This is a genomic window from Microcoleus sp. A006_D1 (assembly GCF_036702805.1).
Classification (GTDB): domain Bacteria; phylum Cyanobacteriota; class Cyanobacteriia; order Cyanobacteriales; family Microcoleaceae; genus Microcoleus.
This window is the reverse complement of the sequence record NZ_JAUBVZ010000006.1, coordinates 269,658-295,199: the sequence shown is the minus strand read 5'-3', so window position 1 is coordinate 295,199 and position 25,542 is coordinate 269,658. Positions and strand designations below refer to the sequence as shown.

Below are 25,542 nucleotides of genomic sequence, written 5' to 3'. Positions count from 1 at the left end.
GGTTTTGGCCGCGAAGTCTCGACGAAACAAACCGGGTTTCTAGCTAGCGCACGTTTGTTCTGCTTAATTTTCAACCTTTAGTTTTTCCCAAAACCTTTGCCGCGATTTGTGGAAGGCGTAGAAAGACAGTTTTCGATTTGCGATCGCAAAGTCTCGGTATCCAAGCCCTGACCGATCATCACAAGTTGATTTTTCGGCTCACCTTTCCACTCGTCATCGTCCATCGAAAATCGTTTGCCGCTCAGGTGAAAAATATGCCGTTTGGGACTTTCTTCAAACCACATAATCCCTTTCGCACGAAACACGTTTGTTGGTAGTTGATTGTCTAAGAAATATTGAAATTTTCTTAGAGAAAACGGCTGGTCGCTTTGGAAAGAAATTGAGGTAAATCCGTCATTTTCTAAATGGTCGGAGTGGTCATGATGTTCGTGTCCGTGAGCGCTATGATCGTGAGCGCTATGATCGTGAGCGCTATGATCGTGAGCGCTATGGTCGTGATGTTCGTGTCCGTGAGCGCTATGGTCGTGGTGGTCGTGCTCGTGATGATCGTGAGCGCTATGATCGTGAGCGCTAGGAGTTTCCTCAGAGAAATATTTTCCCGATTCAAACAATCCTATACTGAGGATAAGCGGTAGGGGAACTTCCGATTTTACGGCTCGCAGAATTCGAGCACCTTCTTTGACATCGCGAATTTTAACTTCCAACAAATCTAACTCTGCTTCTTCAACCAAATCTGTTTTGTTGAGGACAATAATATCGCCGTAAGCTATTTGACTGTAAGCTGCTTGAGAGTTAAACAAATCTAAGCTATAGTTGGCTGCGTCTACTACTGTAACTATCGAATCGAGACGGGTCAGGTCGCGCAGTTCTGTGCCTAAAAAAGTTAGAGCAACTGGCAGCGGGTCGGCGAGTCCGGTTGTTTCTACTACTAGATAGTCGAGATTTTCTTGACGTTCTAAAACTTTGTAAACTGCATTAACCAAATCTTCATTAATTGTGCAGCAGATGCAGCCGTTGTTCAGCTCAATCATGTTGTCGTCGCTGGTGACAATTAGTTCGTTGTCGATGCCGATTTCGCCAAATTCATTGACCAAAACTGCTGTTTTCAAACCTTGCTGGTTGCTCAGGATGTGGTTGAGCAGGGTTGTTTTGCCGCTGCCGAGAAATCCTGTAATGATGGTAACGGGTAAGCCGTGTTTGGGAGCGTCCATCGCCGTTTCTGTCTCGGACTGAGTTGTAGATTGCATAGCTTGACTGTCAAATAATGTCGATCGCACTTTCCTTGTGCTTCTCATTCTATCTTACTTAGGATAAAGCCTCGTAAACCCGGTCGAGCGGATAAATTTTGGGTTTGGCGATATGGCATCTACGCATCAAGCGCAAATCAGCCCAACAGTGCAAAGGCAGTTGGCTTGCAGCCTGTTTTCCCCCTAAATCCAGCAGGGACAAATTTGGGGCAGACTTTTGCGAGTGCGATCGGCCAATTCCCGCTGCTCTAGAATAGTTTTAAAATTATTTTAATTATCAAGCTGCCTAAAATATTTAAATTTCAACTAATTTAAACTAAAACAGGGCGGTGGCTAACAACAGCCACCGCCCTCAAGATAGTATTGCACTATCTAAGTCTGTCCTTACGCAGGAAGCAAGACTGAATCGATGATGTGGATGACGCCATTATCAGCAACAACGTCGGCTGTGGTAACGGTAGAATCATTGATTTTGACGCCACTGGAAGCATCAATTTTCACTTCAGAACCTTCAACTGTCTTGGCAGATGTCAGCTTGACTACATCAGCAGCCATGACTTTGCCAGCAACGACATGATAAGTCAAGATTTTTGTGAGCTTAGGAATGTCCTTAAGCAGTGCTTCTACAGTACCTGCGGGAAGCTTAGCAAAAGCTTCGTCTGTAGGAGCGAAAACTGTGAAGGGGCCGGCGCCTTTGAGAGTATCTACTAAACCAGCAGCTTTGACAGCAGCAACTAGGGTTGTAAAAGAGCCTGCCGAAACGGCGGTATCAACGATGTCAGCCAAGTGAGTCACCTAGGTTTTGTATTCTGTAAACTACTATAACGCTAAAAAGTTAATTTAGCTACATATTTTTTTTTCGTTCAGTTTAGTTTTTTTATATAAGATAGAACATTTTTTTATAGCTTATTCCAGTAAATACCTATCTAAAGATAGATGAAAATTAACAAATTTTACTGTATTTTAAGGCAATGTGATCCTAAATACATTGAGCGGTCGATCGCCGTCGTGGTGTTGAAAGTAAACCCAAGGGCGATGGCGCCCGGCCCCGCCAGCTACGAGATTTTGATTAAATTGACAAAACATTCAACATCAAGCTCGGCGCTAACGCGCAAAAAGCCACCACCTACTTATGGCAACAGTTCGGCAAATCCCGATCTAGACTGTTAACAGCCATTAACTAACGGATGGGTGACATGAGATATAAACTACTAGGTCACAGCGGACTGCGCGTTTCCGAAATCTGCCTCGGAACCATGACTTTTGGGGAAGACTGGGGTTGGGGCGGTTCCTACGAGGAAAGCCGTAAAATGTTTGATTGCTTTGCAGAAGCAGGCGGCAATTTCATTGATACCGCGAATCTCTACACCAACGGTACCAGCGAAAAATATGTCGGCGATTTCATCGGGGGCGATCGCGAAAAATGGGTAGTTGCCACTAAGTATAGCCTGAACATGAAGAATGGCGACATCAACGGTTTCGGCAACCACCGCAAAAATATGGTGCAATCAGTAGAAGCAAGTTTGAAACGGCTGCAACTTGAATACATAGATTTGCTGTGGCTGCACGCTTGGGATTTTACCACACCAGTCGAAGAAGTAATGCGCGCCTTTGACGATTTGGTACGCGCCGGCAAAGTTCTTTACATCGGCATTTCCGATACACCAGCTTGGATTATTTCTTCTTCAAATACGATCGCCCAACTGCGCGGTTGGACACAATTTATCGGCTTGCAAATCGAGTATTCTTTAAAAGAGCGAACTCCCGAACGGGATTTGCTACCGATGGCAAAAGCCTTTGATATTGGCGTGACAGCTTGGAGCCCCCTAGCCGGCGGTTTGCTGACCGGAAAATATAACATTTCAGAAACTGCCGGCGAAGCCAAACGGCTTAACTCACCTGAATCTGGAAAAATTAGCGAACGTGACCTCAATATTGCTGCTGAAGTTAGTAAAATAGCAGCCGAAATTGGCAAACCTGCTTCTCAAGTAGCCCTGAATTGGCTGCGCCAGCAACCAATCGATGTGATTCCAATTATTGGTTCGCGCAAACTCTCGCAACTTCAAGAAAATATCGCTTGTTTGGAATTTGAATTAACTCCCGAACAAATGCAGCAGTTAGATGCAGCAAGTGCAATTGAATTGGGTTTCCCCCACGATTTCTTAAACAGTTCGACTATCCAAGATTTTGCCTTTGGAGGGGGAATCGCCAAAATTGACAGCCACCGACTTTAACGTTGCTGCTATCTTCTAATCGCGGGTTTACCCAGATATTGGTGAACCCTTCCTGAGACGGATGATTGAGATTGGTGCTCTCGGGGTCAGTTTACCCTCACATTTTGCACCAATCTCGTCACCTTGGTTTCTGGCCGCAGACTCGCGTAAAATCCTAGGTTTATCCTGGCTGTTACCTGGTTTCTCTCGTATTGTTGAGAATGGTGTCCGATGTGAGTTTAACCCGAATTCATAAACTGTTATTTTTTCATCTATCGAAAGTCAGAATTTTCTAACTAAAAAATGTATATTAGGATACAAAGTTTTGAAACCTGCGATCGGGTAAGTTTAAAAAAGGCGAGGTTTGTCAAATCAAAGCGCAACAAAAGCACGGGCGGCGAAGCTATCCCGAACGCGCGTGCGTTCCCGTTCCCCGGAGGGGTTCCCGAAGGGTAGGGTAGGGAATCGCAAATTTTCTCTACTCTACCAAATACAGCCATAAAACTCGATCCATTTTCATCCCGTACCTGCCAGTTAAGAGTCATTTTACAAGGTCGATCGGCATTTTAACCGCTTTTCAACCAAGCGTGCAAGCTAGACGCGCCCTGAGAACGAAGTCATCCTTCAGATAGAAGTAATGGCAGAAAAACTGAGTTAGATTTAACAACAATAGCAAGTCTAACAATATTAACTGCATCTCCAGTTTCAATTCTGAAAAAAGCAGATAAGCGTGTTTTTCCGCAGCTAAGCAGTTGCTTTGTTTAGCCCAATGAATGCGGCGCTTGCTCGTCAATAAAACTTCTCAGATTTATGCTTGCAACTTTCAGTAAGACACTGCTGAGAACCATACCCTATTGACAAATTTTAATTGACAAATTCCCGAGGCTAATTATGTCCCCCCCAGCAAATTCAATCAACAGTAATTATAGCAATAAAGGTCGAGCATGGGAGATCCGATTTACCTCAATAGACCCAGCAAAATCGCCGTCTCAATTCGCTCCCTCCGGCGCATTGCGCTTATCAAAAGCTGCTGCTTTAGATGCACCGGATTTAGTTTGCCTGTCTCATTTGCGATGGAATTTCGTCTATCAGCGTCCGCAACATCTCTTGGGGCGCTGCGCCCAAAAACGCCGCGTATTTTTTATAGAAGAACCGATTTTTAGCGCTGCAACAGATTGGTGGCTTGATGTCAGCATTCACGAAAGTGGAGTCTGGGTAATAGTACCGCACCTGAGTGAAGGAATCAGCGAAGAAACAGCACAAACTGCTCAGCAAGCCATGCTAGATGATTTGTTGCAATCAGCAGAAATTAGCCAATACATCCTCTGGTATTACACACCAATGGCTGTCAGTTTCACCAACCACTTAAAGCCGCTAGCTGTAGTCTACGACTGCATGGATGAACTGTCAGCATTCCAAGGCGCGCACCCGGATTTAAAAGCAAATGAAAAACAACTATTAAAGCGCGCCAGCGTCGTTTTTACAGGCGGACACAGCCTCTACGAAGCCAAACAGCACCAGCACCAAAACATTCATGCTTTCCCGAGCAGCATCGAAAAAGAACACTTTGCTAAAGCCCGGAATCTTTCAGAAGAACCGATGGATCAAAAAGATATTCCTCACCCGCGTTTGGGATTTTTTGGCGTCATAGACGAACGCATGGATATCGAACTGCTGGGCGGCATTGCCGAAGCAAGACCGGACTGGCATTTAGTCATCATTGGCCCGGTGGTGAAAATCGATCCTGCAACTCTACCAACTCACCCAAACATACACTATCTCGGTGGCAAATCTTATCAAGAACTGCCAGCATATTTAGGCGGGTGGGATATAGCAATGCTGCCTTTTGCAATTAACGAATCGACTAAATTTATTAGTCCGACGAAAACTCCCGAATACCTCGCTGCCGGCAAACCGGTGATTTCTACTCCGATCCGCGACGTGGTGCGGCCCTACGGAGAAAACGGCTTGGTTCGGATTGCGAGCAATGTTGCAGAATTCGTTGCTGCTGCTGAAGAAATTATGGGAGAAAGTTCGGAGGCTCGGATTAAGTGGCTGGGCGAAGTTGACGCCTTTTTAGCAGACAATTCTTGGGACAATACCTGGGGCGAAATGCTGGGGTTGATCGAAAGTGCGATCGCAGGCACAAGACAGAAAGCCGAAGGCAGGATGAAAGTCTTAAGTTAGAAATGTTGATGTTTAACACTCAACAATACTAGCTTACCACTTACCAATTACAAATTACCAATTAGCAATTACCAATTACCCAAAATCAGAGGTGTTTTAATGTTTGACTATTTAATTGTCGGAGCCGGATTTGCAGGTAGCGTCATTGCCGAAAGACTAGCAACTCAGGCGGGCAAAACAGTCTTGATAATTGATACCCGCAACCACATCGGCGGTAATGCCTACGACCACTACGACAACCACGGCATCCTGGTACACAAATACGGCCCCCACATTTTTCACACCAATTCGCGCCCAGTTTTCGAGTACCTTTCGCAGTTCACCGAGTGGCGCCCCTACGAACACCGCGTCCTCGCCAGCGTGGACGGTCAACTGCTGCCAATTCCCATCAATCTCAACACAGTAAACAAACTTTACGGACTGAATCTCACATCATTTGAAGTTGAAGATTTCTTCGCGAAAGTAGCTGAACCAAAGGATTATATTCGCACTTCCGAAGATGTCGTTGTCAGCAAAGTCGGCCGCGAACTTTACGAGAAATTCTTCCGCAACTACACCCGCAAACAGTGGGGAGTTGACCCGTCGGAACTTGACAAATCAGTGATTGCGCGCGTGCCCACCCGCACTAACCGGGACGATCGCTATTTCACCGATACCTATCAAGCAATGCCCCTGCACGGCTACACTCGGATGTTTGAAAAGATGCTGTCTCACCCAAACATCAAGGTGATGCTGAATACCGACTACCGCGAGATTGAGAGTTTTATTCCTTACGGGGAAATGATTTACACCGGGCCGGTCGATTCCTATTTCAATTATTGCTACGGTAAACTTCCTTACCGTTCCTTAGAATTCAAGCACGAAACGTTGAATGTACCCGTACACCAAGCAGCACCAGTGGTAAATTACCCGAACGAGCATTTATATACTCGCTGCACCGAGTTTAAATACCTCACCGGACAAGAGCATCAAAAAACTAGCATTGTCTATGAATATCCCCAAGCTGAGGGAGACCCTTACTACCCGGTTCCGCGTCCAGAGAATGCTGAGATTTACAAGAAATATAAGGCTTTGGCTGATGCAACTCCGGGAGTTTCTTTTGTGGGAAGGCTGGCGACTTACAGGTATTACAATATGGATCAAGTTGTCGCTCAAGCTCTGACAACTTACACTCAAATTACTAGCAAGCCGGTGATTGAATTTGTGGAAAATCTTAACGGTTCTGCCTCTAATTTAAGCTCGTCAAAGGCAGTTTCCGAGATGCCAGCCACAGCTTCTGTCGAAGTAGCGGCTGTCAACGGCAACGGCAAATCTGCTACCAACTAAGTGGTAGCTGTGATTTGGTAAGGGCAAAAAGGTAAGGTGCGGCCGCGCGCACTTTACTCGGCTTTACTCAAAAGTTATGTAACAATTAAAATCAGGGTTGAGGTGAAAATGAGCGTTATAGTTAAAATAGTTTTGTCTCATGATGTTTTGGAAAAATCTCAATTTCCTCAGTTTCAGAAAGAAATAGAGCGCCTAATTGAAAGCGGTGGCAAAATTCTGATGCTGGATTTCTCAAATATCAATTTCTTAAAAAATGCGGAGTTGATGGCTGTAGTGGCGATCGTGAAATTAGTTAGAGACAGCGAATGTATACTTTTGATATCGGCGATGAGCGAACAAGTTAGAATGCTATTTGAACTGACGGGACTACAACAAATATTTCAGTGTTTGCCGCCGGAGGAAGAAGTTCCTCTCAAAAGTGACCTAGCTGAACCGTTAGGAGGTTTGCAAAGTGTTGCTAGCTAGGGGAGAGTGTGAGAGAGTGAGAGTGTCGGAGTGTCGGAGTGGGGGATGGTAAAAATCTTCCTTCTTTGTGACTCAGGACTCAGGACTCAGGACTCAGGACTCAGGACTTCAGCAGGAGAGAGCTTTCAGATGAGGCTGTTTTAAGGTGCACAACTTTTGCAAATTAATCAGCAAAAAAAACTTGTGAAAGTCGGGGCAATTGTCGCTAACCTATAAATATAACTTCGGGTAGATGTGCCGATGAGTTGGTTAGGTAGAGAACTAGAAAATTGCGATATTGAAGAGTCTTTCAGTCTAGACAGCAAGGTGACAGTTCAAGGGCGCAAAACAGGTTATCCGCGCCCGCAATTGCGCCGGAGCAACTGGATTTGTCTGAACGGTCAGTGGAGGTTTGCTTATGACGACGCGGGACGCTGCGTGCAGCCGATCGACATTACCGACTGGAGTCACACTATAGAAGTGCCGTTTGTTCCCGAGTCAGCAAAAAGCGGGATCGGCGACACGAATTTTCACGCCAACTGCTGGTACGATCGCGAATTTGAGATACCCCACACAGAAAGCAGAGTTCTCCTCCACTTCGGCGCCGTAGACTACCGCGCCCGCGTCTGGGTAAACGGTCAGTTTGTCATGGAACACGAAGGCGGGCACACTCCTTTCAGCGCAGACATTACAGCAGTTATTAACCCCATCGGCCCGCAGCGGGTGACAGTCTGGGCCCAGGATGACCCGCAAGATTTGGCAAAACCGCGCGGCAAGCAAGATTGGCAAGTGCAACCGCACAGCATTTGGTATCCGCGCACGACGGGCATTTGGCAGACAGTCTGGGTAGAATTGGTACCTCACACTTATATCGATCGCATCCGCTGGACTCCGCAGTTTGAACGCTGGGAAATCGGTTTTGAAGCGTTTGTGGCGGGCGATCGCCAGTCAGGAATCCAGATTAAAGTTAAACTGTCGATCGGCTGTTTGCTGCTGGTCAACGACACCTACGAAGTCATCAACGGCGAAATCCACCGCCGCATCGCCCTCTCAGACCCGGGTATCGACGACTACCGCAACGAACTGCTGTGGAGTCCCGAAAAACCGACATTAATTAACGCTCAAGTGGAGTTGTGGGCCGACGGCAAACTGCTCGACGAGATTAAATCTTACACCGCGATGCGGACTGTCAGCATCCAGCGCGATCGCTTCATGCTCAACGGCCGCCCCTACTACCTGAGACTGGTGCTCGATCAAGGTTATTGGCCCGACACCCTGATGACGGCCCCCTCCGACGAAGCCTTGCGCCGCGATGTCGAATTAGTCAAAGCCATGGGTTTCAACGGCGTGCGCAAACACCAAAAAATCGAAGATCCGCGATTTTTGTATTGGGCCGACGTGCTGGGGCTTCTAGTTTGGGAAGAAATGCCCAGCGCCTACCGCTTCACTCCCAAGGCCGTTGACAGGCTGACGCGGGAGTGGACGGAAGCGATCGACCGCGACGCCAGCCATCCCTGTATCGTAGTCTGGGTGCCCTTCAACGAATCTTGGGGAGTTCCCAATTTAGTGGAAGCGCCAGCCCACCGCCACTACGTGCAAGCGCTGTATTTCTTGACAAAAACCCTCGATCCGACTCGCCCGGTAATTAGCAACGACGGTTGGGAAAGCACCGATACCGACATCCTGGCGATTCACGACTACGACAACAACTCGCAAACTCTAGCCAAGCGCTACGGGCCCGAAGTCCAGTTAGCCGATTTGTTCAATCGCGGGCGTCCGGGAGGGCGCATCCTCACCTTGGACGGGCACCCGCACCAAGGACAGCCGGTGATGCTGACCGAATTCGGCGGCATCGCCTGCGCGGGCCGCGAAAACCCTGATTTTCACAGGGTTTGGGGCTACGTGCGCGCGTCGGATACATCTGAACTGCAAAAGCGCTATACGGCGCTGCTGAAGGTGGTAAACCGAGTGGAAATGTTCAGCGGATTTTGTTACACGCAGTTGACTGATACTTTCCAAGAAGCTAACGGTTTGCTGTATGCCGATCGCACTCCTAAGTTTCCCCTAGAGGCGATCGCGGCGGCAACTCTCGGCTGGGATATTCCCGAAAGTTCGCCGGAATCTGTCACTCAGTGCTAATTGGGAATTGGGAATGGGCCAAACAGGGCATTGGCCAAACAGGGCATCGGTTATTAGTTATTAGTTATTAGTTGACAATTCCCAATGCCCAATAACCAATAACCAATAACCAATAACCAATAACCAATAACCAATAACCAATAACCAATAACTAATAACCAGTAATGTTTCAAAGTTTTTTCATGGGCGGTTTTGAATGTTCCACGCACAAATTGCGATCGGGAAAACGCCTCGATGTCACAGCGGCCACCGGCCACGATAAATTCGCAGTCGCCGACTACCAACGCTTGCAACAGCAAGGCATTTACACAGTCCGCGAAGGCCTCCGCTGGCACTTGATCGAACAGTCGCCCGAACAATACGATTTTTCCAGCGCCCTGCCCATAATTCGCGCCGCCCGCGACACCAAAATGCAGGTAATTTGGGATTTGTTTCACTACGGCTGGCCCGACGATATTGATATTTTCAGTCCCGAATTCGTGTCCAGATTTGCCAAGATGGTGCGCGCTTTTATGCAAGTGCTAACTGACGAAACAGACCAAACACCTTTCGTGACACCTGTCAATGAAATTTCATTTATTGCCTGGGCCGGCGGTGATGTCGCCTACATCAATCCCTTTGCGGAGGGGCGCGGAGACGAACTCAAAATCCAGTTAATTAAAGCAGCGATCGCAGCGATAGAATCAGTTTGGGAAATCAATCCCCGCAGCCGCATAGTTCAAATCGACCCCGTAATTAACATTATTGCCGATCCTGACAAACCGCAGGATCGAGACGCGGCGGAAGGTTATCGTTTATCTCAATATCAAGCATGGGATATGTTGGCGGGACGCTTTCGCCCCGAACTCGGCGGCCAGGAAAAATATCTCGATATTATTGGGTTGAATTATTACGATCGCAATCAGTGGATTCACAATGAAGATCCGATGAAATACACCGATAAGCTGTACCGCCCGTTTCGCGAACTGCTGCGAGAAGTGTTCGATCGCTACGGCCGCCCCTTATTCGTCGCAGAAACAGGCACTGAAGACGATTTTAGACCTGTCTGGTTTAATTATGTGTGCACTGAGGTAGCGGCAGCGCTGAAAGCAGGAGTTCCGGTAGAGGGAGTCTGTTTGTATCCGATCGTCAACCATCCGGGTTGGGACGACGATCGCCACTGTTACAATGGTTTGTGGGATTATTGCGATGAAAAGGGCGATCGAGAAATTTATCAGCCTTTGGCGGATGAATTGCAGTTTCAAAGACAGCAGATTGAACCGTTGGTGAAGTTGCGAGATTGATGATTGCTTCTGTAGGGTGCGCTTCGGCGCACCTTATACTAAATCTGCGTTAACAATACTAAATTTGATTTTCTTTGTATTCGCTCAACCCAGCATAAAAGAGTCAAGCTCATCTACATTGTGAATAATCTTGGAATCAGAAACGCCATAAGCTTCAGCTAATTCGATACTAGCTTGCAATCTCAATTCAAGGTTTAAGTTAGAGTCAAAAGCTGCTTCCGCTAAGTTACCTAGTCGTTCATAGGTAGCAAGAAGATTAGCAACGGCTGTCTTGTAAGCTCGGTCAATTTTAGCGAGGGACTGTTGATAATATTGTTCCACTTGTCGAGCAAGATGAGTATCTTGTCCCAATAACTGCTTGCAAAAACCAGTCACCATTCGACCCGCGATCGCACCAATGACAGCGCCAACAACAGGAATCGGAATCAAAGCTTGTCCGATAGTAGCTCCAGCAGCAACAATGGCTGAATCAGCACAAGCAAATAAACTTAATTCAACGAATTGATCGCCAGTAATTTCCCCTCGCTTCAAACTAACGACTAAACTAGCAATTTCCATACCTGCACTAACAAAAGCACCAGCTAAAGGAGCAGACATTTGGGCAAAATTGGTTAACCCATAAATAGCCGTTGCCGATATACCACTGAGCGCTGCTCCTTTTGCGGTATCAATTCCAATTTCTTGCCAGTCTTCGGGGGTTAACTCACCCTTAAAAACGTTTTTACCTTGCTTATGCTTAGCATAAAGCTTAGTAGCAAATCGAATACTACCACCAATAACCGCGCCTTTAACAGCAACGTTACCAAAATCAGCCAGAGTAGGTTGAGCCTCGTCGCGTATCCCATCCTTAATTTGTTTGTGTTCTTGCTTTAATTCATGCTCTTTGCGGTCTAGCGTATCGTCAACTTTGCCTATTTGCACATCTTGATAGTTAGACGATCCAGCTTGAACAGTCTGACTGAAAGGACGACCAGACATCTGCTCTATTTCTTGAGCTTTTTCTTGTATTTTTTGAGCAGTACGACTTGTTATTCCCTCGACTTGTTGCCCTTTCAATATTTTATCAATAATTTCATATTGGTTTTTAGGGATATGGTAATATGACTCATCTCTGCCAAAGTTTTCGTATTTGTTCATGTGGTCGAGAACGTGGTCTAAATTATTGCCAATCCCATTCACAAATTTAGACTGTACTTTAATACCATCAATTAAATAATCTTCCGGTGCTGTTCTACCCACTCCTTCAAAAGTAGCGCGAGTTTCAGAGGAGTTCAAAAGAGATTTTGCATTGCGAATACCAACTTCCACTTGCTCAGCTATTTCACCGTGTTTTGTGCTTGTGTTTCCCAGAATTTTTTCGGGGCTACCTACAAAATCACGAACTTTATCAATCTCCCCGACCGCTGCAAAAAAAGCTCGGTCTTGTTTACTGAGTTCCCTTGCAAGCTGTTCTGCATGGCGCAGATTTTCCTCGGCTACTATTGCAGCAACGAATTGAGTTGTCAGATGTCTATCTTCTGTTTTTTCCATATTTAAAAAATTGCAGCATTGCTCCCCAATTGCTAGAAAACAATGCTGCACTCCAAATTTTAATTACATTTTAAGGTCTACGGTCTTTTTAAGCGACTCGCTCAGGGAATTAATGGAATTGATTAAAGTCGCTATCCTTTGTTTGAGAGATTGACTAAAATCCAAATAATTCAAAGGTGCATTCTTCTTAAAGAATTGCAGTTCACTTTGAATAAAGTTAGCTAGTTTGACGGTTTCCTCTTTCAGAAAGTTTACTTCTTTCTTGGTTATGTTGACTTTAGCTGTATCACCTTCAATTTCAATAGCGCGTTTGTTGGCTTCGTCACCAATTTTCTCATTCTCGTTACTTTTCCACAAAGCACTACCAGCCAAAGCTACACCACCAATCCCCCAGCCAATGGGCCCTGCTAGTGCCAGCAGCGCATTTCCAGCCACCATACCGCCACCACCCACAGTAAGAGCGCCACCTCCTAACCAAGCTAAAGCCGCATTCACAGCCGCCGCACCGGAAAGGGAAGCAATCGCAGTACCCGTTGAGGCTGTTCCGAAAGTTGTGGCAATTGCCATCGCTGCTGTTGGCCCCAAAAGGGCAACTCCTGCTCCTGCCATGACTCCTGCACCACCTGCTGCGGCTACATTGCTGTTATGAGCCGAATAAATTAGATCCCAATCTTCGCCAGTAATTTCCTTGAGCTGAAACTTCAGTTTTGTAACGACTTTGCTAAACTCTTTTGGCGAGTTTGCCAACGTGTTAATGTAATTTTCGCATAGTTGGATAATCTCAACCCCACGATTGACTCGGTTTTGATAAAGACTGCCAGCAGCCTTTTGTAAATACTCACAATCTCTTTGGTACTTTTCTACTGCACGGCGCAGCTTCTCTTGTGCCTCTTTTTTGTATTCGTGGTTAAACATTTACGGGTAAATACCTAATTATGAGGAGTTTGTGTTGATAACTCTGTCGAGCAGAAAACGGTACCTCGCAAGAAGTGAGCCTTCCCCGGATTTTAGGTGTAAAATTAATCACGATCCTGCTTTTTTTGATACTAACCTAACCAAGCTTAACAAAGAAACTAATAAGCACTAGGAATTGTGTTAGACTTTGATTAGGAAAAATCCAAAAACCTATCTCCTCCAATGGCATCCTCTAACGATCGCTTCCCCGAAGCTGCCCGCGACTGGGACTTAGAAACCCTCTACACAGACCTCGCATCCGCCAAGGGAAAGCGGCTCACGCCCACAGAGAAACAACATCTACGGGGCCTACTCTGCGGCCACAGTCCTACCGAAATTGCCGAAACGCTCAGTAAAAACCCCAAGGGAATTGCCGTAGATTTTTGTAATACTTTATACCAATATGTAAAAAATCTTGTAGGCAAAGCTGATGAAAAGGTAGAAAACTGGAGGAAAATTTGTGAATGGCTGGAGGACGCAGGATATAAAACTCAGCCGTCTCCCGAACCTGAATCAGGCGATTGTTTACCAATAAAATTCTTAATAAAAAAAGCAAATGTAGTTGTTGATAAAAATCAAATCATAGTTGATATCAACCTGCGAATCGTAGCTTCCTCACCTTCAGAAATTCCCATTATAGAAAACTTCGATATCAATGGCAATGGTGCAAACTAACGAAAAGGCGATCGCACGCATCATACCAAATCATGCTTAAATACTCCACTTTATTCTTCAGTCCGCGCAGGCGGACTTTGTTTGTGTAGACGCGGTTTCAACCGCCGAGTATCTTTTTAACATAATTTGCGACTTTAGATAGGGGCGAATTCTCAAAGCACGAAGCTATACTTCTGAAATCTCTCAAAACACATCGCCCGCCCCAACCAAAATGCACTCCCAAATATTGCAAAAACCAGACGGCCGCCCCCTGACACTCTACAGCCGCTACCCAATCCCAGAAGGCATCGCGGCAGTAAGTCCCAGCAACGAGCCCGTACAAGCAAACCCGCATTTTCGCTGGCATCCTTTGCGGGGGGAATGGGTAGCTTATGCCAGCCACCGCCAGGGCAGAACATTCATGCCGCCGCCCGAATACAACCCGCTGGCTGCGACAATTAACCCCAAGTTTCCCACGGAATTACCCCAAGGAAAATACGACGTAGCTGTTTTTGATAACCGCTTTCCATCGATGACTTTGCAGGCAAATAATCCACCTACAAGTATTGTGGAAACTTTGCCAGCTCATGGCATTTGCGAAGTGGTAGTCTTTACTCAAGATCCGCTGGCTTCGTTGGGTTCTTTGGAGTTAAGTCACTTAGAATTGCTGTTAGAAGTATGGGCCGATCGCACTTCAGTTATCGGCAGCAATCCCGAAATTCAATACGTCTTGCCTTTTGAAAATCGCGGCGTCGAAGTTGGAGTAACTTTGCACCATCCCCACGGTCAAATTTACGCTTATCCGTTCGTGCCTCCGGTGCCGGCTCGGATGTTAGAATGTCAATCGGTTTACTATCAAAAAAACAGCAGCGGTTTGCTGCAAGATTTGATTCAAAAAGAGATTGCTGACCAACAGCGAATTCTGTATTTAGACGAAGATGCGATCGCCTTTGTGCCCGCTTGCGCCCGCTACCCTTACGAAGTGTGGATTGCGCCGATCGCACCAACTGCCACATTTATCGATCTTACCGAAAAACAGCGTCAATCACTTGCCAAAGCCTTAAAAACAGTCGCCCTTAAATATGACGGTTTGTGGCACCGCCAATTCCCTTATTTGATGGCTTGGTTTCAAGGCCCCACAGACGGAAAGCCTCACCCAGAGGCGCATTTGCACGCTGAGTTTTATCCGCCCTATCGATCGAGCGATCGGCTAAAATACCTAGCAGGAACCGAACTGGCGGCGGGAATGTTTGCCAACGATGCTTTACCCGAAGAAAAAGCTAAAGAATTGCAAGCAGTATCCGTCAATCTATTTTAGATTTATGATTTTAGATTTTAGAGATTGTAGCGATTTACCGTGGAGGGGCGGGTTTACGAGACGAGCGTTTTTAGGCAATTATTGTTGGTAAACCCGCCCCTACAAGATTGCGGTTAATCGACCAGACATGATATTACATCCGTTACATCCGTTACACAATCCGCTGCCGAACTTTCTTCTTTCATATATGATAAACTCATTAAATGCAGAAGTTGACTGCAAACTCGAATTCATCCGCAAAGCCTTAATCGAAACAGGAGCCACCGCCCTGCGGTTGCGGGGCACAGATTGGTTTGCTTGGGCCACAGCCGGCGCTTCCCATACAGTATTGCTTACCGCAGAAACCGGAGTTGCAGAACTTTTGATCGCCGCCGATACCGCTTGGGTGCTGACAGATGAAATCGAAGCCCAGCGCCTGCAAGACGAAGAACTTCCAGCCAACTTTCAAATGCACATCTATCCTTGGGCAGATGTTGCAAAGCGCGAAGCTTTTGTTAAAGAAATTACTGGTGGCGGTAACGTCATGAGCGATCGACCAATTCATCCCCAAGAAACTGCGATCGTCACATCTTTACAATCGCGCAAACAGACAATGATGTCAAGCGAATTAGAGCGCTACCGGCGAGTCGGGCGTTTAGCCAGCGAAGCGATGACAGAGGTACTTTCGGCCGCCAAACCTGAATGGACAGAATATCAATTAGCAGGTGCCGGTGCAGAGGCTTTGTGGGCGAGAGGTTTGCATCCAGCCCTGACATTAGTGGCTGGAGAAAGGCGTTTGCCGCTATACCGCCACGCCACCGCCACCGCCGAACAAATCGGGAAGCAAGCCATGTTAGTATTCTGCGCTAGGGGAAACGGTTTGTATGCAAATTTAACCCGATTTGTCTATTTTGGTTCTATTGAAAAACAGCATTCAGAGTTGCACCGACAAGTTAGAGAAATCGAAGCCACCGCCTTGGATTTGTGCCGCCCTGGAGTCTCGCTGAATGCGGTTTATTATACGCTGAAACAAGCTTACGAACAGCACGGATATCCTCAAGCAATTCGCGAACACCATCAAGGCGGAACTACTGGATATTTGGCGCGAGAAGTTGTGGCGAATCCGGCTACTTCAGATATTTTAGCAGCAAATATGGCTGTGGCTTGGAATCCGAGCTTGTCGGGAGCAAAAATTGAGGATACGTTTGTAATTGGTAGCGATGGGAAGTTGGAAAATTTGACTTTCGATCCGAATTGGCCGAGTGTAGAAGTATCGGGAAGATTGCGGCCTGTGCCGAAAATAGTTTAGAGTTTGAAGATTGCTTAAACTCTCAAAACAGCTCTTTCGGGATTTTCGGGATTGGGAACTAAACGCTGATTTTTGCAATCTACCAGCAAATCTAAAGTTTCTAACACAGTTTGACCGATTAGTACGATATCGCCTAAAACCATTGCCGCCTCGATCGTCTCGCGCCCTTCGATTTCAATGATAATAGGCCCAGTCAATCCTACTGTTTCTTGTCGGCCATCAGCATACTTTGCTATTTCCTGACTCCGAATTCTTAAACCAAGGTGTTCGCAAACTTCTACAGGAATTGCTGTGCGTACTGCGCCAGTATCGATCAGTGCTTCTGCTTCGCAAACTCGCAGAAGATTTGGGTTGAGCAATCCTCTCTTGACTAACTCTTCATCAATGGCATTCGTTAGTTTGACTTTGACTCGAACTGCACCCATATTGTTGCTAAGTTGAATTTTATCGCGATCGATATTTATCATACCGCCTCTCTTTGCGTATAAAAAGTATGCGTTCAATTATAGCTTGAAATGCGTGCAGCCACAGGTTAAAACCTGCGACTGCAACCAAACGCCAATTATCGCTAAAGATTACTCATCTTCAGCATAGATAAACCGATACAAATCCTTCGGATCTGGCTCGGGGCTTTTCTCTGCAAAATCTACCGCATCATCAATTACTGCTTCGATCTTCTTCTCGATCGCCTTTAACTCTTCAGCAGTTGCTAAAGTGCGATCGATCAAATCAGCAGCCAACTTCTTAATCGGATCGCGGGGGAACCAATATTCCTTCTCTTCCTTCGATCGCAATTCGTCAGGATCGGCCAAAGAATGTCCGCGAAAACGATAAGTCAAAGCCTCGATTACAGTCGGCCCTTCGCCAGCCCGTGCCCGCGCTACAGCTTCCTTCGCGACTTCCCGTACCGCCAAAACATCCATCCCGTCAACCTCAACCCCAGCCATGCCAAAAGCATGAGCTTTCTTGAAAATCAAGGGGTCAGAAGTAGCTCGCTCGTGGGCCATGCCGATCGCCCATTTGTTGTTTTCCACAACATAAAGAATCGGCAACTTCCACAAAGCAGCCATATTCAAACACTCGAAAAACTGCCCGTTATTTGCAGCACCATCGCCAAAAAAACAAGCAGTCACGCCATCGGAACTTTCATCCCCCAAAGCTTCGCGCCGATACTTCGATTGAAAAGCCGCCCCAGTAGCTACAGGAATCCCCTCAGCCACAAAAGCATAGCCTCCCAACAGCCGATGTTCTGCCGAAAACATATGCATCGAACCGCCGCGGCCCTTCGAGCAACCGGTTTCCTTTCCGAACAACTCCGCCATCACTTCCCGCGCCGGTACGCCCGCGCTCAAAGCGTGAACGTGATCGCGGTAGGTGCTGCTGACATAATCCGTACTATCGCGGCGCATCGATCGAATGATTCCAGTAGAGACAGCTTCCTGGCCGTTGTACAAGTGGACAAAACCAAACATTTTGCCCCGGTAGTACATCTCAGCGCACTTGTCCTCAAAGAAGCGCCCCAAAACCATATCCTCGTAGAGCATCAAGCCCTCATCCCGAGAAATAGTTACGCTTTGCGCGTCAAAAACTGGTAGAGTCCGTTCCATAAAAAATTAATACCCGATCGGCGAACTAGACAGGTTAAATCGAACCATACTCAAATCACTGTAAACCGAGATTGGACACAACCGCAGCAGAAAATGGTCGCCCATTTTCACAGCAGTCGATCGCAAATTGTTAAAATCACAGAAGCTGGGAGCCAAATGGCGGGACTGGCAGAACCGACTCCGATCGATCCCTCCTCAAGTTATAACTAATGCTTTTGTTACAAACCAACCTTAGCTAAGATAGGCTAATTCAGTTGCTAGCGCTTTTGGGGAAGTGGACGCTGTGTTAATTCCACTAGATTACTACCGTATTTTGGGTCTACCGATTCAAGCTACTGCCGAACAGTTGCAGCAGGCTCATCGCGATCGAACTTTACAGCTTCCGCGTAGGGAGTATTCCGAAGTTGCGATCATCGCCCGCAAACAACTGCTCGATGAAGCCTGCGCCGTTCTGTCAGACTCAGACGGGCGCAAAGCTTATGATGTCAGTTTTTTAGCCAAAACATACGATCGAGAGTCGGAAGCAGCAATTGCTGCCAAGCAGAGATCGAAAACCTCATCAGCTCAGCAGGCCACAGTCCTGCAAGACGCAGAAGAAACCGTACCGTTCGAGTCCAAGGCTTTAGACGCTGCTCCCGACCCCCACACTCCAAGTATTGAAATCGATGACAACCAATTCGTAGGAGCCCTGCTCGTACTGCAAGAACTGGGGGAATACGAACTCGTACAGAAGCTGGGGCGCCCGTATCTCAACAATGGCAGCATCGCGATCGCCGAAGGTCGCTTCGGCGATCCACAGCTCGTGCGGCCAGATATAGTTTTAACAGTAAGCCTTGCCTGTCTAGAACTCGGCCGCGAACAGTGGCAGCAAGGCCAATATCAAAATGCCGCCAAATCATTAGAAGCAGGTCAAGAACTGTTGCTGCGCGAAAGCTTATTTCCAAGCGTGAGGGGTGAAATGCAAGCCGACATATACAAACTCCGTCCGTACAACATTTTAGAATTACTATCGCTCCCCGAAGAAAAAGTCGCCGAGCGCCGCCAGGGACTGCAAATCCTGCGAGAAATGCTGGAAGAACGGGGCGGCATCGACGGCTCCGGGGACGATCGATCGGGTTTAGGAATAGAAGACTTCCTCCGCTTTGTCCAGCAACTGCGCAAACACCTAACCAGCAGCGAACAGCAGACCCTATTTGAAGTCGAAGCCGGCCGCCCCTCAGCAGTCGCCACTTACCTCTCGGTCTACACCCTGTTAGCCCAAGGATTTGCCGCCAGACAGCCCTCAATGATCCGCCGCGCCAAGCTGATGCTGATGCAGCTCGGCCGCCGCCAAGACGTTCACCTCGAAAAAGCCGTGTGTTCCCTGCTGCTGGGCCAGACAGAAGAAGCCAGCAGAGCCCTCGATCTCAGTTCGGAAAAAGAACCCCTCGCCTTCATTCGCGAGCATTCCCAAGATTCTCCCGATTTGTTGCCCGGACTGTGCTTGTACGCCGAACACTGGCTGCAAGAAGAAGTTTTTCCACACTTCCGCGACTTGGCAAACCAGTCAGTCTCCTTGAAAGATTACTTTGCTGACCCGAAAGTCCAAGCTTACCTAGAAGCTTTGCCCTCCGACGCCGAAACCGCTAACGAGTGGGTCGTCGTGCAGCCGCGTTCCGGCAAGCCCCAGGGGAAACTGCCACCAGCGGGCGATCGCCCGCCCGCACCCCCACAGCCACCCGCAACCAAGCAGGGAGCCAGTACCGTCACCTTGACCCCCGTACCGGCCGACAGCTCTACCGCAGCCTCAGGCCCCAAAGACCACTCAAGGGCGGCAGCACTAGGCGCGATCTCCGCCGTCCCCAACCAGACAGCGGAGGCCAGACGCCCCGCAGCCTCGACCCCCAAACACCGCCGGCGCCCCCATTCAACCGGGGGCAGCGGAGCGATCGGTCAAGGGCTAACAGGCAGTTTTGCCGATCGGGCGCGCACCCTAGCCGCCCAAATTTCCGCCCAAGTCAAGTCCATGCCTCCAAACAAGCTGGCTCTGCTTGTAGTCGCAGCCGTCCTCAGCCTCTTAATCCTGTGGTGGATACTCAGTCTGTTCGCCAGTGCAATCCAAGCCCTCTCAGGCCCATCCCTGCAAGGAGAACAAGCCCGCGTCAGCCTGGATGAACCGCCCTTAGAAATCCCCGCACTAGCCCCGACCCCAGAACCCAGCGCCCCCGCCGCCTCAGTCTCTGGAGCAATTACCGACGAAGCAGCCGGACAAATCGTTCAAAGCTGGCTGTCGGCGAAAGCAGCGGCTTTGGGCCCCAACCACGCCGTCGAAGAATTAAAGCAAGTTCTGACAGAACCGGCTTTGTCTCGCTGGGAATTGATGGCACAAGCTCAACAGAAAAACAACGCCCACCAGCGTTACGTACACAAGCTGCAAGTTAAAGGAGTTAAGACGAATCCGACTAATCCCGATCGCGCCGAAGTAGAAGCCCAAGTCAGCGAAAAGGCCGAAGTGTTCGATCGCGATCAGCTAGTTACTTCGCGCAACGAAAACCTGCGCATCCGCTACGACTTGATCCGCCAAGACGGACAGTGGCGGATTATGGACTGGCAAGTGATGAAGTAAGGAATTGGTAATTGGTAATAGGGAATTGGGCATAGGGCATAGGGCATAGGGCATTGGTGTCAACTTAACGTTAAACGTATTAGGGATCTACTGTTTGACGATTAGGCCCCGATCCCCCCTAGCCCCCCTTAATAAGGGGGGGATAAGAGTCTGCTCTTGCGTCAACCCCTACTCCCCGATATTTTGGGGAGTAGGGGTTGAGTAGGGGGTATGCGAGGGGGAGCGAAATTCCTCATAGGTTTCATACTTAAGTTGATACTAATGGGCATTGTCAGCCTCCATCTAGTAACCAATAACCAGTAACCAATAACCAATAACTAATAACCAATAACTTCCTTTTGCTATGACTTTAAATTATTAGATCGGAGTTGTGAGTTGCAGATAATTGTTGAAGGCTGGCGTTTTATTTATCATTCCTATTGCGTAGCAAATCAATTTCAACTACTAGAAATGATGAATCGCCCGCGAGGAGAAATAGAACTTTTCCACCGGGATATGCCCTACATAGACGCAGCTTGGGAGACGAAAATTAGTTTGTTCGATCGCCCAAATCAAGCATTACTCCGCAGCATTCCGGGCCCGGCGGTAAATCAGTCAGCCGATGTGACGCTGCGAATGCACTGCCCGTGGGACTTTTCAGCATCCAGCAGCGCCGAAACTTGGGTATTTGCAGCGACAGAATGGGGAGTTATTACTCGTAGTGTATTGGATGCGATCGGCGTGAGGTCGATCGTCCAAACCCCGGTTAACTCACAAGTAAAAATTATCACACCTTCAGCGTGGTCAAAGGCGGGCTTAATTCGCAGCGGCGTTGAGGCCGATCGCATAGCCGTTGTACCTTTGGGAGTCGATCCTCAGATTTATTATCCGGCGGAGGGCGATCGGCGTCAATCGCTCAGGGACAGCTTCGGCTGGTCAAATTATTTTATATTTTTAAACATCGGCGGACAAACGGATCGCAAAGGCATTCGCCCTTTATTAAAAGCCTTCGCTGCGGTAGTTGACAAATATCCCCATGCGAGATTGGTTTTAAAAGGTTCTGAACTGCTTTATCCTTCCAGAGACGAGATTGCGGAAGCCTGTCGAGTGGTGCTCGATGATGCCGAAAGAGCGAGGGTTTTACCGAGATTAATTTATACTGGCACGCAGCTATCTTTTGCTCAAGTAGCTGAGTTGTACCAAGCTGCGGATGTTTATGTTTCTCCCTATTTGGCGGAAGGTTTTAATCTGCCGGTGTTGGAGGCTGCGGCTTGCGGTTTGCTGGTAATCTGCACTGCGGGTGGCCCAACTGATGATTTTACGCGATCGGACTTTGCACTGCGGATCGAGAGTAAATTTACGGCTGTGGTAATTGAGGGCGAAACCTTATTTATGTTAGCTCCTGAGTGGGAACATTTGACTGATTTGATGCAAAGTGCGATCGATCGGCCTGAAATAGCTGCAAATGCTAGGATTGCGGGCCCGGCTTTTGTGGCTGAGCATTTTTCTTGGAGGCGTGGAGTCGATCGATTGTTTGAGGTTATTGGGGGGGATAAACAGAGTGAGGATCAATCTATTTTTGAGCCAATAATTTTATAGTTTGGGCGTTTCAATCCCTAATAGGGTTTTAGTTTGATTGCGGCAGGCGATCGTGCATTACCGTTTCAATCCCTGATAGGGGTTTAATTTGATTGCCACTTGCTGCTGAGAATCACCCATCGAGTAATACCAAGCGTGAAAAATTAATGCAACAATATTTGTAGGGTGTGTCGCCATCGATAGTATCCGAAAAAAACGAAAAATTTAGCGATCGACGCACCAGCCACAATATTTGAGTAAACAAACTCAACTAAGAGTATTGTAGCAAGGATTTTTAAAATTGGTATAACCAAACTTGAACGCCAGACCAGATATCTCCCACTCACTGTAATTGCAGCTTTATTTTTGGGCTGCGCTGCGGGGAAATTCCCTAAGCCAGATTTAGCAGCATTAGCTGTGGCTTGTGGTGGCGTGGGGATGATAGTAGCGATGGCTTTAAATCGAGGCGAACGCCCCGCTTTAAATCGAGGCGAACGCTACGCACGTCAATGAAACGAATAGCCCTACTATAATGTAATACGCAGAATCAGGAAAATTTAGATGTCTTACACTGATTTTACTTTAGAAAAAGTCCAAAAAGCTTTTGATTTGACTATTTCAGAAGACGTAGACCTTTTTGCCAACGTTCCTCAGTTGGAGCCTAGTGCGTTACTCGCGGAATTTTTACAAGACAATGCACAATTGGCTTTAAAAATCAATACTGAGAAAGCGCGATCGGAAATGATTATTGCACCGATTTTGCTGGATTTGAGAAAACAGCTTGGCTCAAAAATCAGCTTGTTTTCGGGAGTTGATTTTAATGTAGACGTTGAACGAGGGTTAAACGGAACCTGCGACTATATCATCAGTAAATCTCCCGAACAATTATTTCTAAAATCTCCTGTGATTGTTCTGGTGGAGGCTAAAAAAGAAAATATTGGGGCGGGAATTGGTCAATGCGCCTCAGAAATGTTAGCCGCTCAATTTTTTAACGATCGGGAGGGAAATCAAATTCCAGTTATTTTAGGAGTAGTTACTTCGGGGAATATTTGGAGGTTCTTGGAATTATCTGAAAAACACCTCAAAGTGGATGCGACAGAGTATTACCTGAAGGATATCAATAAAGTTTTAGGTATTTTTGCAAACCAAATGCAATAGGAAAATCTTGAACAAGTGATTCATGTTTCAATCCCTAATAGGGTTTTAGTTTGATTGCGGCTTGACAGATCCGCACCCCAGTTTGTGGACGCGGATTAGGGTTTCAATCCCTAATAGGGTTTTAGTTTGATTGCGGCTTGGGGCCCGCTTCGGTGTTTATTCGCGAAGGAGCCACAGTGTTTCAATCCCTAATAGGGTTTTAGTTTGATTGCGGCAGTACAAGATTAGTCATTAGCCCTCCTTAAATCGGCGTTTCAATCCCTAATAGGGTTTTAGTTTGATTGCGGCCAACGGCAACAAAAACAGCTTTAAGCAGAAACTTAGTTTCAATCCCTAATAGGGTTTTAGTTTGATTGCGGCACGATCAAAGGAGATAAGTTGCTGGAGTGATAGCGAGTTTCAATCCCTAATAGGGTTTTAGTTTGATTGCGGCTGATTATGCCCGCACTAGCTATAAGCGCCCCAAACGTTTCAATCCCTAATAGGGTTTTAGTTTGATTGCGGCGGGCTGAAGGGGTAACAAAAATGCTTTTAGAAGCAGTTGTTTCAATCCCTAATAGGGTTTTAGTTTGATTGCGGCATTGACAAACCCAGAGGATGAAGATGATGTATTTGAGTTTCAATCCCTAATAGGGTTTTAGTTTGATTGCGGCCTGGGTTGATATTGCTGTATTCGCCCCAAAAGGTTTCAATCCCTAATAGGGTTTTAGTTTGATTGCGGCCGAATTCCATCACTCCTGGACTGACTCCGACAGGTGGGTTTCAATCCCTAATAGGGTTTTAGTTTGATTGCGGCTTCATCGTCCTCGCGCCCAAAATCGAATTCATAGTTTCAATCCCTAATAGGGTTTTAGTTTGATTGCGGCCTTGTCAATACCCAGTCCCAGTCGGGCATAACCGGGTTTCAATCCCTAATAGGGTTTTAGTTTGATTGCGGCGAGTATTTTGAGCACTGCCGCGTCGTATCAAATCGTTTCAATCCCTAATAGGGTTTTAGTTTGATTGCGGCGGTACGCTTCGATCGGAGTGCTTAATTAATTCCGTGTTTCAATCCCTAATAGGGTTTTAGTTTGATTGCGGCTGAGCCATCGGGCCGCAGAAATACCGAGGCAGTGCCAATGTTTCAATCCCTAATAGGGTTTTAGTTTGATTGCGGCCCGATCGCCTCCGCTACAACTTCAACACTGGATAAGTGGTTTCAATCCCTAATAGGGTTTTAGTTTGATTGCGGCTGGGAAGTGTTAGCAAAAGCGCTGTTAAATTCTTCGTTTCAATCCCTAATAGGGTTTTAGTTTGATTGCGGCCAACACTTAAGCAGCAAGCATCAGATTTGGGCCTGTTTCAATCCCTAATAGGGTTTTAGTTTGATTGCGGCTGGATGCAGAAGCCGAAATTAAGCGGGCTGTTTCCGTTTCAATCCCTAATAGGGTTTTAGTTTGATTGCGGCTGGCGTTTTTTCATTCCCAATTCTCGCTCTAAGTTTCAATCCCTAATAGGGTTTTAGTTTGATTGCGGCTAGGTCAATCATAGTTTTTCCTGTACTTTTGCTTTCGTTTCAATCCCTAATAGGGTTTTAGTTTGATTGCGGCGCTTCTATCCTCAGCATTGCAGCCCGGTCTTTAGCGTCGAGTGTTTCAATCCCTAATAGGGTTTTAGTTTGATTGCGGCAAAAGTCTAGTTTCGCTATTAGAGTCTCCTAGCAAGTTTCAATCCCTAATAGGGTTTTAGTTTGATTGCGGCTTGATGTTCTTCATTTTTCAAGGTTCAGGTAAGGTAAGTTTCAATCCCTAATAGGGTTTTAGTTTGATTGCGGCGCGATGGGCTCGGACGGTACGATTGGCGATCGCATTCGTTTCAATCCCTAATAGGGTTTTAGTTTGATTGCGGCGTTAACGTATTAACCTATTCTCATATCAGCTACCAGTTTCAATCCCTAATAGGGTTTTAGTTTGATTGCGGCTGGTCTTTCAACTCCCGAATTACGGAAAGTTGTGTTTCAATCCCTAATAGGGTTTTAGTTTGATTGCGGCGG

The 25,542-nt window shown here is 47.1% G+C and carries 19 protein-coding genes and 1 CRISPR repeat array (1 of these 20 cut by a window edge); of the genes, 13 read left to right on the top strand and 6 right to left on the bottom strand.

All coding sequences use genetic code 11. The features are described 5' to 3' along the window. Window positions 1–77: 77 nt before the first annotated feature. Together QUB68_RS13685 and QUB68_RS13680 are read right to left on the bottom strand one after the other, a co-directional pair. On the bottom strand, window positions 78–1,247 hold the full coding sequence (locus QUB68_RS13685; protein ID WP_332993399.1) for a CobW family GTP-binding protein: 1,170 nt from the start codon (window positions 1,245–1,247) through the stop codon (window positions 78–80). A 384-nt stretch (window positions 1,248–1,631) separates the two neighbouring features. After that, the gene (locus tag QUB68_RS13680) at window positions 1,632–2,033 is read right to left on the bottom strand and encodes a fasciclin domain-containing protein (RefSeq protein ID WP_332993155.1); all 402 of its coding nucleotides are present in this window, start codon (window positions 2,031–2,033) and stop codon (window positions 1,632–1,634) included. A gap of 410 nt (window positions 2,034–2,443) precedes the next feature. Between QUB68_RS13680 and QUB68_RS13675 the strand changes: the two genes are divergently transcribed. The 6 genes from QUB68_RS13675 (at window position 2,444) to QUB68_RS13650 (ending at window position 10,839) form a co-directional block, all read left to right on the top strand. After that, entirely contained in the window at window positions 2,444–3,481 is a 1,038-nt protein-coding gene (locus QUB68_RS13675; protein ID WP_332993151.1) for an aldo/keto reductase, read from the top strand. 870 nt (window positions 3,482–4,351) lie between these two features. Next, window positions 4,352–5,647: a glycosyltransferase family 1 protein gene (locus QUB68_RS13670; protein ID WP_332993149.1), complete on the top strand. Its 1,296-nt coding sequence runs from the start codon at window positions 4,352–4,354 to the stop codon at window positions 5,645–5,647. Window positions 5,648–5,746: 99 nt separating this feature from the next. Then, entirely contained in the window at window positions 5,747–6,973 is a 1,227-nt protein-coding gene (gene glf, locus QUB68_RS13665) for a UDP-galactopyranose mutase (RefSeq protein WP_332993147.1), read from the top strand. A 108-nt stretch (window positions 6,974–7,081) separates the two neighbouring features. Continuing rightward, on the top strand, window positions 7,082–7,438 hold the full coding sequence (locus QUB68_RS13660) for an STAS domain-containing protein (RefSeq protein ID WP_332993145.1): 357 nt from the start codon (window positions 7,082–7,084) through the stop codon (window positions 7,436–7,438). A 240-nt stretch (window positions 7,439–7,678) separates the two neighbouring features. After that, a complete protein-coding gene (locus QUB68_RS13655) occupies window positions 7,679–9,556 on the top strand; it encodes a glycoside hydrolase family 2 protein (protein ID WP_332993144.1) in 1,878 nt (625 codons plus the stop codon). Between the two features lie 164 nt (window positions 9,557–9,720). Further along, window positions 9,721–10,839 carry a beta-glucosidase gene (locus tag QUB68_RS13650; protein ID WP_332993143.1) on the top strand — a complete coding sequence of 373 codons (1,119 nt, stop codon included), beginning with the start codon at window positions 9,721–9,723 and terminating at the stop codon, window positions 10,837–10,839. A gap of 84 nt (window positions 10,840–10,923) precedes the next feature. Here the strand turns inward: QUB68_RS13650 and QUB68_RS13645 are convergent, their stop codons facing one another. Beyond that, window positions 10,924–12,369 (bottom strand): hypothetical protein, encoded by a 1,446-nt coding sequence (locus QUB68_RS13645; protein ID WP_332993141.1) that lies wholly within the window; start codon window positions 12,367–12,369, stop codon window positions 10,924–10,926. Window positions 12,370–12,432: 63 nt separating this feature from the next. Further along, window positions 12,433–13,284 (bottom strand): hypothetical protein, encoded by an 852-nt coding sequence (locus QUB68_RS13640; RefSeq protein WP_332993139.1) that lies wholly within the window; start codon window positions 13,282–13,284, stop codon window positions 12,433–12,435. A 222-nt stretch (window positions 13,285–13,506) separates the two neighbouring features. On the opposite strand from QUB68_RS13640, the gene QUB68_RS13635 reads away from it, so the two are divergent. The 3 genes from QUB68_RS13635 (at window position 13,507) to QUB68_RS13625 (ending at window position 16,583) form a co-directional block, all read left to right on the top strand. Next, window positions 13,507–13,998 (top strand): helix-turn-helix transcriptional regulator, encoded by a 492-nt coding sequence (locus tag QUB68_RS13635; protein WP_332993137.1) that lies wholly within the window; start codon window positions 13,507–13,509, stop codon window positions 13,996–13,998. A 211-nt stretch (window positions 13,999–14,209) separates the two neighbouring features. Beyond that, window positions 14,210–15,295, top strand: coding sequence for a galactose-1-phosphate uridylyltransferase (gene galT, locus QUB68_RS13630; protein ID WP_332993136.1), 1,086 nt, complete (start codon window positions 14,210–14,212; stop codon window positions 15,293–15,295). A gap of 187 nt (window positions 15,296–15,482) precedes the next feature. Beyond that, window positions 15,483–16,583: a M24 family metallopeptidase gene (locus QUB68_RS13625; protein ID WP_332993134.1), complete on the top strand. Its 1,101-nt coding sequence runs from the start codon at window positions 15,483–15,485 to the stop codon at window positions 16,581–16,583. Window positions 16,584–16,597: 14 nt separating this feature from the next. Here QUB68_RS13625 and QUB68_RS13620 read toward each other — a convergent pair whose 3' ends face one another. Together QUB68_RS13620 and pdhA are read right to left on the bottom strand one after the other, a co-directional pair. Further along, on the bottom strand, window positions 16,598–17,050 hold the full coding sequence (locus tag QUB68_RS13620; RefSeq protein ID WP_332993132.1) for a clan AA aspartic protease: 453 nt from the start codon (window positions 17,048–17,050) through the stop codon (window positions 16,598–16,600). Between the two features lie 108 nt (window positions 17,051–17,158). Beyond that, entirely contained in the window at window positions 17,159–18,190 is a 1,032-nt protein-coding gene (pdhA, locus tag QUB68_RS13615) for a pyruvate dehydrogenase (acetyl-transferring) E1 component subunit alpha (protein WP_332993130.1), read from the bottom strand. Window positions 18,191–18,473: 283 nt separating this feature from the next. Here pdhA and QUB68_RS13610 point away from each other — a divergent pair, with 283 nt between their 5' ends. From QUB68_RS13610 to QUB68_RS13595, 4 genes are all read left to right on the top strand, one after another. Further along, a complete protein-coding gene (locus QUB68_RS13610; RefSeq protein WP_332993127.1) occupies window positions 18,474–20,795 on the top strand; it encodes an IMS domain-containing protein in 2,322 nt (773 codons plus the stop codon). Between the two features lie 450 nt (window positions 20,796–21,245). Then, window positions 21,246–22,373: a glycosyltransferase family 4 protein gene (locus tag QUB68_RS13605; protein WP_332993125.1), complete on the top strand. Its 1,128-nt coding sequence runs from the start codon at window positions 21,246–21,248 to the stop codon at window positions 22,371–22,373. Window positions 22,374–22,718: 345 nt separating this feature from the next. After that, a complete protein-coding gene (locus QUB68_RS13600) occupies window positions 22,719–22,865 on the top strand; it encodes a hypothetical protein (RefSeq protein WP_332993123.1) in 147 nt (48 codons plus the stop codon). Window positions 22,866–22,913: 48 nt separating this feature from the next. Next, window positions 22,914–23,510 (top strand): hypothetical protein, encoded by a 597-nt coding sequence (locus QUB68_RS13595; protein WP_332993121.1) that lies wholly within the window; start codon window positions 22,914–22,916, stop codon window positions 23,508–23,510. 24 nt (window positions 23,511–23,534) lie between these two features. Then, window positions 23,535–25,542: direct repeats of the CRISPR family, unit length 37 nt; unit sequence GTTTCAATCCCTAATAGGGTTTTAGTTTGATTGCGGC (it continues 288 nt past the right edge of the window).